17 protein-coding genes are annotated in these 17,465 nt (G+C 57.7%); 5 read left to right on the forward strand and 12 right to left on the reverse strand.

Annotated features, from left to right (window positions below):
- Positions 1 to 103: 103 nt before the first annotated feature.
- Positions 104 to 1,273, forward strand: a complete 1,170-nt coding sequence (locus tag AC5EFR_RS12705) for a pyridoxal phosphate-dependent aminotransferase (protein WP_493576170.1) — start codon at positions 104 to 106, stop codon at positions 1,271 to 1,273.
- Between the two features lie 9 nt (positions 1,274 to 1,282).
- Complete coding sequence (locus tag AC5EFR_RS12710; RefSeq protein ID WP_493576171.1) at positions 1,283 to 2,224, forward strand: 2-hydroxyacid dehydrogenase; 942 nt, start codon at positions 1,283 to 1,285, stop codon at positions 2,222 to 2,224.
- 35 nt (positions 2,225 to 2,259) lie between these two features.
- Here the strand turns inward: AC5EFR_RS12710 and AC5EFR_RS12715 are convergent, their stop codons facing one another.
- On the reverse strand, positions 2,260 to 2,706 hold the full coding sequence (locus tag AC5EFR_RS12715; protein WP_493576172.1) for a hypothetical protein: 447 nt from the start codon (positions 2,704 to 2,706) through the stop codon (positions 2,260 to 2,262).
- A 137-nt stretch (positions 2,707 to 2,843) separates the two neighbouring features.
- A complete protein-coding gene (locus AC5EFR_RS12720; RefSeq protein WP_493576173.1) occupies positions 2,844 to 3,758 on the reverse strand; it encodes a LysR family transcriptional regulator in 915 nt (304 codons plus the stop codon).
- 110 nt (positions 3,759 to 3,868) lie between these two features.
- Between AC5EFR_RS12720 and AC5EFR_RS12725 the strand changes: the two genes are divergently transcribed.
- Positions 3,869 to 4,648, forward strand: a complete 780-nt coding sequence (locus tag AC5EFR_RS12725) for a HalD/BesD family halogenase (protein WP_493576174.1) — start codon at positions 3,869 to 3,871, stop codon at positions 4,646 to 4,648.
- A gap of 18 nt (positions 4,649 to 4,666) precedes the next feature.
- Here the strand turns inward: AC5EFR_RS12725 and AC5EFR_RS12730 are convergent, their stop codons facing one another.
- The 6 genes from AC5EFR_RS12730 to AC5EFR_RS12755 are packed head-to-tail and all read right to left on the reverse strand — an operon-like array spanning position 4,667 to position 9,978.
- Positions 4,667 to 5,422, reverse strand: a complete 756-nt coding sequence (locus AC5EFR_RS12730) for an SDR family NAD(P)-dependent oxidoreductase (RefSeq protein ID WP_493576175.1) — start codon at positions 5,420 to 5,422, stop codon at positions 4,667 to 4,669.
- Between the two features lie 11 nt (positions 5,423 to 5,433).
- Positions 5,434 to 6,399 (reverse strand): D-erythronate dehydrogenase, encoded by a 966-nt coding sequence (gene denD / locus AC5EFR_RS12735; protein WP_493576176.1) that lies wholly within the window; start codon positions 6,397 to 6,399, stop codon positions 5,434 to 5,436.
- Between the two features lie 5 nt (positions 6,400 to 6,404).
- Positions 6,405 to 7,316 carry a sugar kinase gene (locus AC5EFR_RS12740; protein ID WP_493576177.1) on the reverse strand — a complete coding sequence of 304 codons (912 nt, stop codon included), beginning with the start codon at positions 7,314 to 7,316 and terminating at the stop codon, positions 6,405 to 6,407.
- Between the two features lie 19 nt (positions 7,317 to 7,335).
- Entirely contained in the window at positions 7,336 to 8,718 is a 1,383-nt protein-coding gene (locus AC5EFR_RS12745; protein WP_493576178.1) for an FAD-binding oxidoreductase, read from the reverse strand.
- 56 nt (positions 8,719 to 8,774) lie between these two features.
- Positions 8,775 to 9,509, reverse strand: a complete 735-nt coding sequence (locus AC5EFR_RS12750) for an RraA family protein (protein ID WP_493576179.1) — start codon at positions 9,507 to 9,509, stop codon at positions 8,775 to 8,777.
- Positions 9,499 to 9,978 carry a hypothetical protein gene (locus tag AC5EFR_RS12755; protein WP_493576180.1) on the reverse strand — a complete coding sequence of 160 codons (480 nt, stop codon included), beginning with the start codon at positions 9,976 to 9,978 and terminating at the stop codon, positions 9,499 to 9,501. The genes AC5EFR_RS12750 and AC5EFR_RS12755 overlap by 11 nt, the downstream gene beginning before the upstream one ends.
- A 381-nt stretch (positions 9,979 to 10,359) precedes the next feature.
- Between AC5EFR_RS12755 and AC5EFR_RS12760 the strand changes: the two genes are divergently transcribed.
- Together AC5EFR_RS12760 and AC5EFR_RS12765 are read left to right on the forward strand one after the other, a co-directional pair.
- Positions 10,360 to 12,141 (forward strand): IlvD/Edd family dehydratase, encoded by a 1,782-nt coding sequence (locus tag AC5EFR_RS12760; protein WP_493576181.1) that lies wholly within the window; start codon positions 10,360 to 10,362, stop codon positions 12,139 to 12,141.
- Positions 12,142 to 12,268: 127 nt separating this feature from the next.
- Complete coding sequence (locus AC5EFR_RS12765; RefSeq protein ID WP_299925731.1) at positions 12,269 to 13,009, forward strand: SDR family oxidoreductase; 741 nt, start codon at positions 12,269 to 12,271, stop codon at positions 13,007 to 13,009.
- Positions 13,010 to 13,089: 80 nt separating this feature from the next.
- Here the strand turns inward: AC5EFR_RS12765 and AC5EFR_RS12770 are convergent, their stop codons facing one another.
- Genes AC5EFR_RS12770 through AC5EFR_RS12785 form a run of 4 tightly spaced genes read right to left on the reverse strand, consistent with a single transcriptional unit; the run spans position 13,090 to position 17,421 of the window.
- Entirely contained in the window at positions 13,090 to 13,974 is an 885-nt protein-coding gene (locus AC5EFR_RS12770; RefSeq protein ID WP_493576182.1) for a DMT family transporter, read from the reverse strand.
- Between the two features lie 3 nt (positions 13,975 to 13,977).
- Positions 13,978 to 14,865 carry an NAD(P)-dependent oxidoreductase gene (locus AC5EFR_RS12775; protein ID WP_493576183.1) on the reverse strand — a complete coding sequence of 296 codons (888 nt, stop codon included), beginning with the start codon at positions 14,863 to 14,865 and terminating at the stop codon, positions 13,978 to 13,980.
- 1 nt (position 14,866) lies between these two features.
- Positions 14,867 to 15,931, reverse strand: coding sequence for a Gfo/Idh/MocA family protein (locus tag AC5EFR_RS12780; RefSeq protein ID WP_493576184.1), 1,065 nt, complete (start codon positions 15,929 to 15,931; stop codon positions 14,867 to 14,869).
- Entirely contained in the window at positions 15,931 to 17,421 is a 1,491-nt protein-coding gene (locus tag AC5EFR_RS12785; protein WP_493576185.1) for a UxaA family hydrolase, read from the reverse strand. The genes AC5EFR_RS12780 and AC5EFR_RS12785 overlap by 1 nt, the downstream gene beginning before the upstream one ends.
- Positions 17,422 to 17,465: the final 44 nt, after the last annotated feature.

Genomic DNA, 17,465 nt, shown 5'->3' on the forward strand with positions numbered 1-17,465 from the left:
GCCGGGGCAGTGCAACCGGTTTTTCGCAATTGCGAAGATATTCGCGACTGGTATACCAAATCCAAACGTCGCAAGATTGCGTTCGAAAATGTGGGGGAGCAGCATGACACAGCTGAAATTTGCCACCAGCCTGTCGCGGTTGGGCACGGAATCGGCCTTTATGGTTTTGGCGCGGGCCCAACAATTGGCCGCCCAAGGGCAGGACATCATCAACCTCGGCATTGGGCAGCCGGATTTTCAGACGCCGGATCATATCGTCGAGGCCGGCATCAAAGCGCTGCGCGATGGGCATCACGGCTATACACCGGCCAACGGATTGCCCGCACTGCGCGAGGCCGTGGCCGCCGATTTGCACCGCCGCCATGATGTTGAGGTCAACCCTGATAACGTCGTTGTGGTGCCCGGCGGCAAGCCGACGATGTTCTTTGCGGTGATGATGTTCGGCCAACCCGGCGCTGAAATCATGTACCCCAATCCCGGCTTTCCGATCTATGAAAGCGTGATCCGCTATTCCGGCGCGACGCCGGTTCCCATTGCCTTGAAGGAGGAAAATGGTTTTGCCTTTTCGGCCGATGAGGTGTTGGGCCAGATCACTGACAAGACCAGCCTGATCATTATCAACTCGCCCGCCAACCCAACCGGCGGGGTCACCCCGCGCGCCGAAATCGACAAGCTTGTCAAAGGGCTAGAGGCGCATCCCGGCGTCGCGTTGATGTCGGATGAGATTTACTCCAACATGCTTTATGGCGGGCGTGAACACGTTAGCCTGCTGCAATACCCCGAAATTCGTGACCGTTTGATCATGCTGGATGGCTGGTCGAAAACCTATGCGATGACCGGTTGGCGCCTTGGCTATGCAGTGTGGCCGGATGCTTGCGTTGATCACGTCACACGGCTTTGTATCAACGATCATTCTTGTGTGAATGCCGCGACCCAGTTCGCCGGGATCGCTGCACTAAATGGTCCCCAAGACGCGGTCCGGGATATGGTCGCCCAATTCGACAAACGTCGCCAAATCATCGTCGATGGGTTGAATGCCTTGCCCGGTGTGCGCTGCGCTGATGCGGCGGGGGCGTTTTATGCCTTCCCCAATATCGAGGGCACCGGGCTGACGGCAAACCAGGCGCAAGACAAGTTTCTGGACGAGGCCGGTGTGGCCACGGTTGCGGGCACGTCCTTTGGCGCTTGGGGTGAGGGGTATCTGCGCTTTTCCTACGCCAATTCCGCCGAAAATATCACCGAAGCGCTGTCGCGCATTTCCAAACTGCTCTGAGGAGGCACCATGACCAACGTATTGCTATTGGGGGCGGGGTTCACTGCCGAAGAACGGGCCCGGTTGGAGGGGTCATTTGCCACGGTTGCGGCGCTGAAAGCCGACGAAGTCTCCGCAATCGACGCATCCACGCGGGCGGGCATCACCGCGCTGGCGTTCAAAGGGCATATGCCGCTGGGAGCCGAGATCATGGACCAGATGCCCAATCTTGGTGTGATCGCCAATTTCGGTGTTGGCTATGATGCCATCGACGTCACCGCCGCTTCGGCGCGCGGTATCAAAGTGACCAACACACCGGACGTTTTGAACGACGATGTTGCCGATTTGGCCGTGGCAATGTTGCTGGCGCAATCGCGCAACATGATCGTCGGCGAGGCGCGGGCGCGGTCGGGCCTTTGGGCCAAGGAAGGTGAGCTTCCCTTGAACCGCAAAGCGTCTGGGTCGACTGTCGGGATCGTCGGCTTGGGGCGCATTGGTCGCGAAATCGCCGACCGTTTGGCGGCGTTCAAGATGGACATTCACTATAGCTCACGCTCTCAAAAAGACACGCCGGGCTGGACCTATCATTCTGATGTGGTGTCTCTGGCGGCGGCGGTCGATTTTCTGGTGATCGCTCTTGTTGGTGGCAAAGAGACCGAAAAACATGTTTCGGCCGAGGCGATTGCCGCGCTTGGTCCACGGGGTGTTGTCATCAACATTTCGCGCGGCACAACGGTGGACGAAGCAGCGCTTTTGGACGCTTTGGAAAGCGGAGCGATAGCCGGGGCGGGGCTTGATGTGTTCCTGAATGAACCCAATATCGACCCGCGCTTTGCCGCGCTTGATAACGTGGTTCTCCAACCGCATCAGGGGTCGGGCACCGTGGAAACCCGCACCGCCATGGCGGTGCTGCAACACGACAATATCGCGGCGTTTCTGGCCGGGGACGCGTTGCTTACCCCGGTGAACTAAATACTGCAAAGCAAAGAAACCGGCGGTTCCTTGGTCTAGTTGACGTAAGTTTCCAAGGTGCCGCCCCCGATCAGATGACCGAGAAATTTCTCACGGCCATAGGGACCCAAGCGGTTGAGCATGTGAAGCTCCCCTTCACTCAATTCGCGCCGCGTGAACCCGTAGCGTTCAAGACAATTGTCAACGGCACCGGCTTCGCCACGCCTGCGAATGTTGTGATGGTTTGACGCAACAATGATTGGTCCAACCACAACACCGCCAAAGGCAGCACCGGCGGCATAATTGGCCACAACGGCGGCATTTCCACCGCTATTTGCGTAGGATGAACAGGTCTTGAGCGCGGCCTTCGCCTCGGCAAGGCTGGCGTTTTCGTTTTGGGGAATGGAGGGGCCGGGGGGCTGGGCACAGCCTGCGATACTCAACAAACAGGTGCCGATAAGGGCCTTGGCGAAAACCTGCGCCGCACTCAATCTCAAAGTCATAAACTCACCTCATAAAAGGGTCTTGCCCCGGGGTATTTCCCAAATTTTGTAACCAGTTACTGGCTTATCGGGCGGGGCAAGTTTCTCGTCAATCCAAGGCTCTGAACAATGTGATCTTTTGTGCTTTTCTGGTTGGTCTAGCTGAAATGGCCCATCCTCGCGAAAACCTCCCCGCAATACTCGATAAGGGGCTCGGCCAAGGCGCTGGGCCTTGGATCGGCGCGATAGGCCATCACAATTGGCGTCGGAGGGAGATCGTCGCGCAGTTTGATCGGGACAACCCGGTTGCCGTCATAGGTGTCATTTGACGCCGGACGCATCGACAAAATGGACACGCCCAAGCCCTGTGCCACGCTACATCGGACTGATTCTATCGAGGCCGATCGAAAAGCTATCTGCGGTCTGATCCCATGTTTTGCAAAAATTGCATAAAAATACTCCCGGCTTTGCGGGGCATCGAAAAGAATGAAATCCTCGCCTTTCAACTCGGTCAGCGATGCAGGGTGGCGGCGATCAAGCCGATGGCCCGGAGGCACGATTAGATAGGGTTCGGCAACGGCCAGCGTGTGCCACGCAAGGTGGCCGGGGTCCAAGCCAAGATCATAGAGGATCGCGAGGTCAAGCTCATTGGCGACAAGCGCGTCGGTCAAGTCATGTTGCAGCATTTCGCACACCTCCAACACAACGCCGGGCGCGCGGTTTTTGTATCCGCGAACAATCTGGGCCAAGCAAAACGGCGCAAGGGATTGAAAACACCCTAGCCGTATCGTGCCGCTGCGGTTTTCCGCAATCGAGGTCACAGCCTGCTCAACCTGTGCCGCCGTCGCCAATAGGCATTCTACATGGCGCAAAAATGCGCTCCCATGCGGGGTAAGCTCCATACCCCGCGCATGAAGACGTCGGAACAGGATCAACCCGGTCATATCCTCAAGCTTGCGGATCGCCTGAGCAATCGCGGGCTGCGAAATGCCAAGGATCTCTGCCGCAGAGGCAATGCCCCCCGTTTCGGCGACGGCGCGAAAATATTGACATTGGCGCAAGGTGATTTTCATCAAGACACCTTCTGGAGTGATTTTTCTTTCCTAATAGGCTGGATAATACAATTTTTTCCGATCTTAAATCTCGATTATCACTGGGATGACGCCAACACAAAGGACAGGCCATGCATTTCCCTGAGATCGTGAACCTAACGACCTATCCAATCGCCGACCCCGACTTTCGCGCTGCCTGCAAGGCTGAATATGACGCGACCGGCATTCTAAGCATGCCGGGTTTTGTCACGCCAAAGGCGATCAAGACCATTCACGACGAGGGCCACGCCAACGAAGACAAAGTCTTTGCGACCACCGCCCAGCATACTGTTTACCTCAGCGCGCCGGACCCCGACTTTGCCCCAGACCATCCGCGCAACCGGTTGGTGACCTCATCCAAGGGATGTATCACCGATGATCTGATGCCGGCGGACTCTGCGCTTCGGACGCTCTATAACGCCGATGACTTTCGCGGCTTCCTCTGTGAGGTGTTGGGCGAGCAGGCGCTTTACGAATACGCCGATCCGCTTTCGTCGATCAACTTGCACTTTGCCAAAACCGGCCAGGAACTAGGTTGGCATTTTGACAACTCCTCCTTTGCGATCACGCTGATGGTGCAAGCGCCGGAGAAGGGGGGGCAGTTTGAATATGTCAGCGACGTGCGCGACGCTGATAGCGGCGAGATGGGCTTTGACACGGTTGGCGACATTCTGGATGGCAAAGCCGAGGTCAACACGGTGACTGCCGAGGCCGGTACATTGGTGTTTTTCCGTGGCCGCAACTCGATCCACCGCGTTGCGCCGAACGATGGCGCGCGCACCCGTATGTTGGCGGTCTTGGCCTATAATACCGAACCGGGCGTGTCCCTGTCGCCAGAGGCCCGCATGACATTTTACGGTCGTACCGAGTAACGGAATAGTGGGCTCGGGTTAGACCGAGCCACCATCGACGAAAAAGTTGCCGCCGGTACACATGGCGGCATCATCAGAGGCCAAAAACAGCACCATGCGCGCGACATAGACCGGGTCTATGGCGTCAGGCAGGCATTGGTTTTTGAGATGATCGGCAAGCCCTTCGGGTGTCACCCAAAGCTCTTTTTGACGCTCGGTCATGATCCAGCCGGGCACCACCGTGTTGACCCGAATACGCGCATCGCCCAAATCCCGCGCCATGGTGCGCGACAACCCATGTACGGCGGCTTTGGCGGTGGCATAGGCGGGGAAATTGCCCACCGCTTCCCACCATGAATTTGACCCCATGTTGATGATCGAACCGGCCCCTGCAGCGACCATGGCCGGGGCAACGGCCTGCATCGCAAAGAACATGTGTTTGAGGTTGGTTTGCTGACGCTCATCCCAATACTCTGGGGTCACCTCGCGCCAATCATGACGATCATCGCGCGCCGCATTGTTCACCAGAACCTGCGCATCGCCAAGGCGCGTCGCAAGATTGGCAAAAGCGGTTTTTAAACTGTCGATGTCGCGCAAGTCACACGCCTCAAAGGCCACATCGCCGCCAAGTTTCGCCGCCAAAGCCTCGCCACCGGCGACATCCTTGTCAACAAAGCCAACCTTGGCCCCCTGGGCGGCAAAAGCCGACACGATCTCCGCCCCAATCCCCGAGGCCCCGCCGGTGATAAATACGGTTTTATCTTTCAAGCACGGGTAGTTGGCAAAGTTGCTCATGGCGTGGCCTTTCACGATTGCGGCGCGTCGTCTTCTAGGTAGATACGGATGTTGTCTTCGAAACTGTCATCGGGTTCAAGGCCAAGAGCAAGCCCGCGATCGGTGCGAATATCCATGTGCCAGCCCTTAAGAATGCCTTCGATCTCTGGCTGTTTTTGCCATGTGATCCGGGTGGCGGCGGCGGGCCCGGTGACATTGGTCATCGCCTCGATCATCTGACCAATCGACCACACCTTGCCCGGCATTGTCATACAGCGGTTTTGCCCCAAATCGGCTGCCTGCAATTCGGCCCCTTTGATCAGGTTTTCGATGCATTTGCGCGGGGAAAGATAGAGCTGTTTAAAATCAGGCTCGACCGGGCAATTGGCTGCCTCCCCGTTCAAAGGTTCGCGAAAAATCGACGACATAAAGCTGCTGGCGGCGCGGTTGGGTTTGCCGGGGCGCACGGTGATCGTCGGAAGGCGAAAGCCACGCCCATCAATCAACCCACGGCGCGAATAATCGGTGACGAGATATTCGCCGATCATCTTTTGCGCACCATAGCTGGTCTGTGGATTGGGCAGGCTAAAATCGTTGAACGGCTGCGGCGTGTCGCCACCAAAGACGGCGATGGACGAGGTAAAGACCACAACGGGGCAGGTCCCAAGCGCACGGCAGCGTTCCAAGACGTTCAAAACACCCATCATGTTGGCGCTTAGCCCGGCGTCGATATCCTCTTCGGCATGGGCCGAGACCACCGCCGCCAAAAGGTAAATCACATCCGTTTCGGCATCGATACAATCGGCAACCGAGGCCGGGTTAGAGATGTCACAAGGTTGATAGTGAACGGGAAATGGGGCCTCGATCGGCTTTGGGTCGACAATATCGGCCAAAACCATCTGGTCGATTGCTTTGCCGCGAAGCGACTGCTGCTCGGCCAATTTTAGCGCCAGTTTGCGGCCAAGAAACCCGCCGCCGCCCAATATCAATACCTTCATAACGCCTATCCTTTGCCAAAAATATCAGGGGCCAGCGCGCCGCGCCGTTGAATGACCTGTGCTGCCAATTCCGAGGCTTCCTTGGTGGCCTCTGCTGCTGTGGCCCCTTGGACCAAAGTCACGAGGAACCCACCGGCAAAGCTGTCACCGGCGGCGGTGCTGTCGACCACCTTGGCCACAGCGGCAGGGGTCACAAGGCTTTCGCCAACGCCGTCCGCCCAAACATGGCATGTATCGGGGCCGTTTTTGACCGCGATCACCTTGGCCCCAACATTGCGATACCGCGTGATGGTGTCCGCTTGGGATTTGTCGCCAAAACAGGCCTCTTCCTCGTCAAAGCTTGGCAACACCACATCCGACACTGACGCCCCAAGGAGCAAACCATCGCGCATCGCCTGTTCGCTTTCCCAGAGTTTGGGGCGCAGATTGGTGTCAAAGGCCACCAAAGCCCCAGCGGCACGAGCACGGGTCAGGGCGCGGGCCAAAACCTCGCGTTTTTCCGGCGACAGGATGGCCAAGGTAATGCCCGAGAACTGGATCACCTGACGGTCGGCCAGAATACTATCAAGCCACGCCTCGTCATCGGCCAAAAGCCGTGCTGCCGCCTCACCCCGCCAATAGGAGAAGCTGCGCTCGCCATCCTTGAGTTGGATCGAATACAATCCTACCGTGCGCTCAGACACCCGACGCACGGTCGCGGTATCAACGCCATGATCCTCCATATAGGCCAGCATCCCATCGGATGCCGCATCCTCTCCGACCACGGTGCCATATTGCACGACCCAGTCATCGCCAAGCAATTGCCGCGCATACCAAGCACAATTGAACGTATCCCCGGCATAGCCCATACGGTAAAGCCCGTCCGACGTCGGGGCCAGCTCGACCATACATTCTCCGAGGCACAAAAAGCGTTTCATATCAGGTGTTTTCCGTCGTTCAGTGGTGATTGGTAGCGGGCAACATCTTGCCCGGATTCAAAATACCCTTTGGATCCAATGCGGCCTTGATGGCGCGCATATAGGCAAGGGCCGGGCCATGTTCGGCGTGCATATAGGCGGTTTTGCCCATGCCGATGCCATGTTCACCGCTGACTGTCCCACCAAGGCGCAGGGCGCTGTCGTTCAGAACACCGACAAAGGCTTTGGCAGTTTTCATTTCCTCGGCGTCCGATGTGTCAACGTTCAACCCACAGTGGTAGTTTCCGTCGCCGACGTGGCCAACAATGGCACAGCTAAGTCCCATGTCGCGGGCCTTGTCTTGGGCTTCGACAATGGCCTCGGCAAGTTTCGAAATCGGCACACAAACATCGGTTGAAATGACGCCTTTGCCGGGGGCCAGCGCCTTGTTGGCATGGTGCGCATTGTGGCGCATGGTCCAAAGCTTGTTGCGGTCTTCGGTCTTTTCGGCGTGTTCAAACCCGGTTGCGCCAAAGTCTTCGGCGATTTCACCGAACAACGCCGCCTGTTCGGCCACCGCGCTTGGCGTACCGTGGAATTCAACAAAGAGATGCGGCTTTTCCGGTAGGCCCGCGTCGCTATAGACGTTGAACCCGCGCACCATCAATTCGTCGATCAATTCGATCCGCGCCATCGGCAGGCCGCTTTGGATTGTCAGGATCACACAGTTGACGGCCTCTTCGACGCTCTCAAATCGACAGGTTGCTGCCGAGGCCGCCTCGGGGATGCCCTGAAGTTTCAGGGTCAACTCGGTGATGATGCCAAGCGTGCCTTCGGAGCCAATCAAAAGATGGGTTAGATCATAACCGGTCGAGGATTTGCGCGCCTGCGAACCGGTGCGGATGATTGTGCCATCGGCCATCACCGCCTCAAGGGCCAAGACGCAATCGGCCATGGTGCCATAGCGCACCGCCGTGGTGCCCGAGGCCCGCGTCGCCGCCATGCCACCAAGCGAGGCATTGGCACCGGGATCAAGCGGAAAAAACAGGCCTGTGGCACGCAGCTCTTCGTTCAATTCAATCCGCGTCAAGCCCGGTTGCACTACAACATTTAGGTCTTCGTCATTCACGTTCAAAAGCTTGTTCATGCGGCTGGTATCAAGGCTGATGCCGCCCTTGGTGGCCAAATGCTGCCCTTCTAGCGAACTTGCCGCGCCATAGGCGGTCACGGGGCAGTCATGCGCCGCACAGATTTTGATGATCTCCGAGACCTCTTGCGTGGTGTCGGGATAGGCCACCGCATCAGGGAGCAAGGTCGGGTGATAGCTTTCGTTTTGACCATGAAGGTCACGATCGGCCTGTGTCGCGACCAATCGGTCGCCCAAAAGGGATTTCAGCTCGGCAATCGCGGTGTCATGGGGCATAGTCTGGTCCTGCAATAAATCTATTGCCTGTGAGTTCTACATCCCTGTCCGCGGGGTCAAGACGATGCTGCATTTGGTATACCATTTTTGCGCGCGGTTTTGCGACAGGCCTGGCCATCTTTCAGCATCTGATCGAGATCGAGCGGGGTTTTGAAGCCGTTGCGTACCTTGGTATCGCGGTCGGTCTCTTGGGCCTGAATGGCGGGTAGGGCGGCAATGACGTCCTCAATCTGGTCAAAGGGAATCACGACCACACCATCGCGGTCGGCAACGATCATATCTCCGGTCGCCACGCGAACTCCGCCGACCATCGCGACGCCGCCGGTGTATCCGGGGCCTTTGGAAAACGGCGAATTGGGGGACAAGCCGGTACACCACGCGGGTAGGCCAGCGGCGACAATACCGTCATAATCGCGCATTGGCCCATCGGTGGCAAAGCCAACCGCGCCGGCATTGCGGAGCTGACCCAGTAATAAATCCCCAGCGGCGGCGCAGCCCTGATGTCCTTGGGCTTCGGCGACAATGAAATCCCCGGCTTGGGCCATATGCACCGCACCCAAGGTGCCAATAATATCGCCCGGACTATTGCCCGCCACCAAGGCCGGGCCAAAGGCGCGGCAGTCGAGATCGCGACCAAAGCCCACCGGCGCAACCGTGACTGCCATGGCCCCGTTGCCGCCCAAAGCATCACAGACAAAGCTGGTTGGGATGCCGTCAAAAGCGTTGATTTGTGCGGTGGTTGGACGCGGAGCATCGTCGATCAGCGTAAGGGCAGGGGGCTCAGTCAGCATGGGTTGCCCCCTCGGGCGCGCGCCACACCAACCGTACATAGGCCAAGCCAGAGGCCGTGGCACTGCATCGGGTCTTTTGCAGCAAAATCTGTTCGTCTTCGGCGTTTTGAAGCGTGGCCAATTCGGCCATCCGGTCACATTGCAACAACCCGCTAAGCAAATCGTATTTCACCTCAATACTGGCAATCGGGGCTATGTCCGGTAGGCTGCCTTTGATCACGTCCAAGGCATTGCTCATCCCCATCGACCATGTGTCTTGTGCTTCTTTGAAACAAAGGGTGGCAACATTCGGTGTCTCGGCTGGAATTTCGAGGCAGGGGACATGGGTGTTGTCCACGCATGACATCGGGGACGTCCCCAAACTGCGGGCGTTTTCAATGCAACCGTTGACCTCTTGCAAGGCGACCTCTGCGCCAGCTGAAAGCGGCACAGTTAATATCACCAGCCCAAGTGCCATGACTCGTTTCATAGATGTCCCCCCAAACGTCCCAAAAACGTCGTTGAGACGTTCTCCTAAATAATTTGGTATACCAAAATTGAGAAAGAAACAATTCACAAGCGTATCTGCTTGCTATGTTCGATCAATGGGAAATGATCACTTGCAGGTTTCAAAGAATGGTATACCATTTTTGCAAATGGGGGAGTTTTTGGCTTTTTGCGTGAGTGGTTTCACTATTTGGGACTTAATTCTGAATAGTGGAACTGCCTTGTCGCACGGCCGGATTCGCGTTACAGCAGCGGTGACACGAGAGGGGGGCGCTTGCCGCCACACGCCGTGCGACCCCGATTAAAAATGTGAATAGCTTATGCGCATGGCCCAAGGGCCGTGCCATGCCAGGGAAGGAAAAACATGTCAGATACCCGCGCCCACAAGCGGTTCCGCTCTCAGGAATGGTTCGACAACCCGAACAATCCGGGCATGACCGCGCTCTATCTTGAACGCTACCAGAACGCGACATTCACCCGCGAAGAGCTTCAGAGCGAGCGCCCGATCATCGGCATCGCCCAAACCGGTAGCGATCTGGCCCCATGCAACAAAATCCACGTGTTCCTGATGGATCGGATCAAGGCCGGTATCCGCGAAGCGGGGGGGATTCCAATGGAATTCCCGGTGCATCCGATCCAAGAAACCGGCAAACGCCCCACCGCGGCGCTTGATCGCAACCTTGCCTATCTGACTTTGGTCGAGGTGCTGCATGGTTATCCGATTGACGGCGTGGTTCTGACCACGGGCTGTGACAAGACAACTCCGGCGATGTTGATGGGGGCGGCAACGGTTGACCTCCCGGCGATTGCGCTCAATGGCGGGCCGATGTTGGACGGTTGGTTCAAAGGCAAACGCGCCGGGTCGGGCACAGTGATCTGGGAAGGCCGTCGTTTGCTGGCCGAGGGCAAGATTGACTACGAAGAATTCATGGAGCGCGCCTGCGCCTCAGCCCCGTCGATGGGCCATTGCAACACTATGGGCACGGCGTCGACGATGAACGCCATGGCCGAAGCGCTGGGCATGACCTTGTCCGGAAGTTCCGCCATTCCTGCGCCTTTCCGCGAACGGATGGAAATGGCCTTTTTGACCGGTAAGCGCATTGTGCAGATGGTTCTTGATGATCTCAAACCATCCGACATCATGACCCGCGAGGCCTTTGAAAACGCAATTGTCACCAATGCCGCGATTGGTGGGTCGACAAACGCCCCGCCGCATTTGCAGGCCGTAGCCCGCCATGTTGGGGTCGAACTTAACGTCAAAGATTGGGAAACGGTTGGTTTTGATGTGCCTTTGTTGGCCAATGTCCAACCGGCGGGCGAATACCTGGGCGAAGGGTTCTACCGCGCCGGTGGCGTCCCCGCGATCATGGGCGAGCTCAAGAAGGCCGGACGTTTGCACGAAGGCGCGATGACCGCCTCGGGTCAAACCATGGGCGAAACATTGGACGGTGTCGAAAGCGTCGATCTCGATGTGATCAAAACCTATGATGCGCCGATGCGCGAAAATTCGGGGTTCAAGGTCCTGTCTGGCAATCTCTTTGACAGCGCTCTGATGAAAACCTCGGTGATTTCGGCGGACTTCCAACAACGTTTCTTGTCGCATCCCGGTAAAGAGGGCGTGCACGAAGCCCGCGCCATCGTGTTTGAAGGGCCAGAGGATTATCATGACCGTCTGAACGATCCGGCGCTTGAAATTGATGAAAACTGCATCCTGTTTATTCGCGGCGTCGGCTGTGTTGGTTATCCCGGCTCGGCCGAAGTTGTGAACATGCAGCCACCTGATGAGCTGATCAAAGGCGGTATCAACCACCTGCCAACCGTTGGTGATGGCCGTCAGTCGGGCACATCGGAAAGCCCGTCGATATTGAATGCGTCACCTGAATCAGTTGTGGGTGGTGGTTTGGCTTACCTAAAAACCGGGGACATGGTGCGGTTGGATTTGAACAACTCGACGCTCAATGCCTTGGTGGACGATGGCGAATGGCAGGCGCGGATCGACGCTTGGGAAGAGCCGGAGTTGGAACACCAGACTCCTTGGCAAGAGATTTATCGCAAGCATGTCGGGCAGTTGGCCGAAGGGGGCTGTCTTGAGCTGGCGACGGCCTATCAGAAAATTGGCCGCACCTTGGCGCGCGACAATCACTAATTTAAAGAAGCCTTCGATCTGATCGGGGGCTCTTTTGGTCTAATGGGGGATGGGGCGCTGCCCCGTCTCGAGCGTTGCTCGAGACTCCCTAGGATATTTGGGGAAAGAAGAAGCTGGGGGAGGTTTCATGAGCAAGACAATTATTATCACCGGGGCCGGGCGTGGAATTGGCAAAGCCTGTGCCGAGGCGTTTTTGGACGCGGGATGGCGCGTTGGATTGATTGGGCGTAGCCCGGAACCACTTGAGGCACTGGCGGATCGCTATGCAGGGGCGGCTTTGGCCTTGCCTTGTGATGTGACGGATGAGGCGCAGGTTGATGCGGCTTTTGATGCGGTGGTCGCCGAGTGGGGGCGCTTGGACGCGCTGTTCAACAATGCCGGGGTGAGTGTTAAAGGCGCGCCGATAGATGAGGTGAGCGTTGAGGATTTCCGCCAGTGCATGGACATCAACGTGACCGGATCGTTTGTTTGCGCACGGGCGGCATTTGCGCGGATGCGTCGGCAGGACCCGCAAGGTGGGCGGATCATCAACAATGGATCGGTGTCGGCCTATGTGCCGCGCTGGGGATCGGCCCCCTATAGCACGTCGAAACACGCCATCACCGGGTTGACGCGGACGATTTCATTGGATGGTCGGGCGTTCAACATCGCCTGTGGTCAGATCGACATTGGCAATGCGCTGACTGACATGGCGCAGGCCATGACCCAAGGAGTGCCACAGGCCGACGGGTCTATCGCGGTGGAACCCGTAATGGATGTTGCGCATGTGGTAAGTTCGGTCATGCATATGGCGGAACTTCCGCTTGAGGCGAATGTGCAATTCATGACCGTCATGGCCCCTGGCATGCCCTATATCGGCCGCGGATAAAGCGAGATTGCGAGAGGCCGGGCGCACCCAAATTCCATGCATGGAATTTGCAAAAGCCGTGCACGGCTTTTCCGCCTGTCTCACGCGCTGGTTTTGATCCGTTCGCGGTGCCAGATATAGAGGCCAGAGGCGACAATGATTGAGCCACCAACAAGTGTCCAAAGGGTTGGCCAGGTATCAAAGACAAGGATACCGGCCAAAGCCGCCAGAAAGATTTGGATATAGATCACCGGGGCAAGGATCGACGCATCAGCCAGACGATGTGCGGTTGTCGCGCTGATATGACCGAGAGCCCCAAAGACCCCAATGATCAGAAAGGCGGGCCAAGCCTTGGCGCTTGGCCAGACCCAGATTGGCAGCACCACAGGGATCAGGACCAGCGTCGCAATACCGCTTGCCCAAAGCTGTTGTGCGGCATTGCTTTCGCGGCCGGCCATTTTGCGCGTCATGATAAAGTAAAGCGAGGCCAGAGTGATCGCCAAAATGTTGAGAAACATCGCCGGGTGATAGGCCGTGCCCCAAGGCTGCATCACAACCAACACGCCTAGAAACCCAACACAGACGGCGGCAATCCGGCGGATACCAACTTGTTCCCCCAGCAGTGGGATCGCCAAAAGCGTGATCACAATCGGCCCGGCGAACATGATTGTCGTGGTCACGGTGATCGGCAAATATTGCAGCGCTATAAAGTTACAGATCGTGCTTCCCAGCAAGAAGAACGCCCGAAGCGCCTGTTGCCAAGGGTGTTGGGTGCGAAAGGCGCTTGGCCCCTCACGCAGCATGAAGAACCCAAAGGCCGATATGAAATGGCCGAAATACCGGGCAAACACCACCTGAAGGGCGGGCAAACCGGTGAGGATCAGCCATTTCGCTGTTGTGTCGATGCAGGTGAAAAACACCACCGCTAAAGCCATCAGCAACACACCGGCTTTGGTGCGCTCTTCGCGGGGGGCGGTGGTGGCCATTGCTTATCCTTTGGGTAGGTTGCGACTCATCCAGTCAACCATTTCCGGTACCATCATGTCGCCTTCACCACCATCACGGGCTTCGTTCAAGATGTTACTGGCACAGGCCGACATGCGGCTGTTCAAGCCCAACTCGGCGGACATTTCGCGGAAATAGCCAACATCTTTGCCAGCGTTGTCCACAGAGAACGCCAAATCGATCTGGCCATCAACCGCATAATTGCGAATGAAGTCCATCATGCCCGAGCGCAACGGCCCCGCGGCCATCACATCATATAGGGCTTGGCGATCAATCTCGGCGGCATCTGCTGTGACAAAGGCCTCGGCCATGCCCATGGCAACGGTCTGTGCAAAGAAGTTGTTGATCAGCTTGATCGTGTGACCGCTGCCCAACTTGCCCAAATGAAAGACGTTTTCGCCCAGCACATCCAACACGGGCTTGGCGCGATCAAACGCGCCTTTGTCGCCAGAGCACATTAGGTTCAACAACCCGTCCACCGCATGGGCCGGGGTCCGCCCAATTGGGGCATCCATGTAAAACGCGCCTTTGGCGTCGATATCCGTGCCGATCTTGATCGTCGAACCGGGCAGGGACGTGCCGAAATCAATAACGATCTGGCCCTCTTTAACCCCGGCCAATACGCCATCATCGCCATAGATGCGGCCCTCGACCTGCTCAGAGGTGCCCATGCACAACATGACGATATCGGTCGCTTCTGCCACCTCGCGGGCATTTGCGGCCTCGCTTCCGCCGCGCGCTAGGGCCTCTTCGACGCCAGTGCGGTCGCGGTTGCCCAAAACAGTGACGTTGTAGCCGTCCTTTTGCAGGCATTCGACCATGGCGCGCCCCATTAGGCCCAATCCAATAAATCCGATATGTTCTTTGCTCATCTCATGCTCCTGTATAGTCGCCGGGCACACCGCCCGCCCGGACCGGCATCCCGGTCTGGCCTGACAATGTGGCGGCCAATGAAATTTCTAGCGCTGCCAGCCCGTCTTCGGCGCTGCAGAGCAGGGTGTCTTTGCCGCCCGAGACCACATGGGCAAAGCGGCGCATTTGTTCGCGCAACGGGTCAATGCCGTCGAAGTCGGGGCCTGCGACCCGCGTCATTGGGGTGCGCCAATTGGTGGCTTCGTTCTTGTTCCCGGTCCAAAGCGTCAGGGATGGGAACTCCAATGCGCCCTCGGTGCCCGTGGCGCGAATGTAGTCTTGACCCGATTGCGCCAAATCCGGGTTTTCACCACAGGCGGCCTCGAAAGCCCAAGGCGAGGCCCCGGCATCTGAGATCAGGAACGACCCCAAAGCCCCGTTGGCAAAGCGCAAATTCAGGGTCGCGGTATCTTCGACCGGCAGGTGGCGCGCCGCATTTGACAACATTGCCGACACCTCGGTGATATTGCCAAACAGAAACCGCAAAAGGTCGACCTCGTGGCTGAGGTTGGTCATCAACGGGCCGGCACCGGTGGCACACCGCCACGGAACGTCATAGTAGCTGTCATGTTTGCGCATCGACCAAAACCCTTGCAAAGCAATGGGTTTGCCAATCTTGAAAAGAATATCACGCGCCGCGATGCTAAACGGATGACATCTGCGGTGGTGCCCCGTGAACAAGGGCAAGCCCAAGGCGCGGGCCAATCGGATCAACGCTTTGGCCTCGTCCATCGACGCACCAATCGGTTTTTCGACCAAAACGCCCATGCCCCGTTCCAAGGCGTCACGCGTGGCGCGAAAATGCAACGGGGTTGGGGTGGCGACAATGGCGGCTTTGGTGCCCTGTGGAAGGTCGGCGACATCAGGCACCATCGGCAAGCCAAGCGCCGCCAAATCCGCCCGCCGGGCGGCATCTGGTTCGACAACACCGACAAGAGCCACATCGGGAAGCACCTGAGCAACCTCAATATGGCGCATCCCGATCTGTCCGGCACCGATCACACAAAGGGGAAGGGCCGCCGTCATTACATGACCGCGCCGATTTGCCAGGGCACAAATTCGTAGTCGCCAAGGCCCTGCGCCTCGGATTTGCTGGCTTCACCGCTGGCCATGCGCAACCACATTTCATAGATTTCGCGCCCGACCTCTTCGATCGAGGCGTCACCGGTCAGAATGCGCCCGGCATTGACGTCCATGTCATCGGTCAGGCGATTGTACATATCGCTGTTGGTGGCCACTTTCATGCAGGGCGAAGGTTTGGACCCAAAGGCCGATCCACGCCCGGTAGTGAAACACACAAGGTTACAGCCCGAGGCGATCTGCCCGGTGACCGAAGCCGGATCGTAGCCCGGACTATCCATAAAGGTGAACCCTTTTGACGTGACCGCTTCGGCATATTTATAAACCCCGGTGAGCGGCGAGGTTCCGCCCTTGGCCGCCGCGCCAAGCGATTTTTCAAGGATGGTGGTAAGCCCACCCTTTTTGTTGCCCGGCGAGGGGTTGTTATCCATGCTGCCCTTGTTGCGGTCGGTGTAATCTTCCCACCAATGGATCAGATCGACCAATTTGCCGCCGACGGTGTCATCCACGGCGCGGGCGGTCAGCAGATGCTCAGCCCCGTAAATCTCGGGTGTTTCGGCCAAAACGCCGGTGCCGCCTTGGGCCACCAAGAGATCACAGGCGTAGCCCACCGCCGGGTTGGCGGTGATGCCGGACCAGGCATCAGACCCGCCACATTGCAGCGCCACCATCAGCTCAGAAGCGGGGCAGGGTTCGCGTTTGGCCTCGTTGACGATGGGCAGCATGGCTTTGATTTTGGCAATGCCTAGATCAACGGTTTTGCGCAATCCGCCAACGTCCTGGATGTTCATTGATTGAAAAAGCGGGCCGGGTTTGAGCCCATAGGATTCGATCAACCAATCGATCTGGTTCATCTCACAGCCAAGTCCGGCCATAAGAACGCCGCCGACATTGGGGTTGCGGGCATAGCCCCACATCACCCGCTGCAGTGCTTCGAATCCGGTGCCGTCGCCACCCATGCCACAACCGGTGCCATGCACAAAGGCGGTGACGCCATCGACGTTCGGATAGTCGGCCAAAACCTCGGGGGTAAAGGCCTGTGCAATCATCCGTGCCGCCGTGGCCGAACAATTCACCGAGGTCAGAACGGCGATGTAATTGCGGGTGCCGACACGACCGGTGTCGCGGCGATAACCCATAAAGCTGTCTTGGGTTGCGGCGGGGGCAACGGAGCGCAGATTGGTGGCAAAGCCATAGTCGGCCTCAACGTTGCGAAATTCGAGGTTATGCGAATGGACATGCGCGCCTTTGGCAATATCGCACGAGGCAAAACCAATGGTTTGGGCGTATTTTTGTACTTTTTCCCCCGCCTGAATGTCGCGAAGCGCCAGCTTGTGACCGCGTGGGATAATTTCGGTTGCCTCGGATTGGCCCGGTTGAAGTGTGGTCAGGGCCGTGGCGACATTGTCTTGGGGGGACAGGCGGGTGATGCTCATGGTCAGCAGTCTTTCATAAGTCTGCCCCGGGACGGACCCCGGGG

The sequence above is a fragment of the Pelagimonas sp. genome (genome assembly GCF_058892305.1).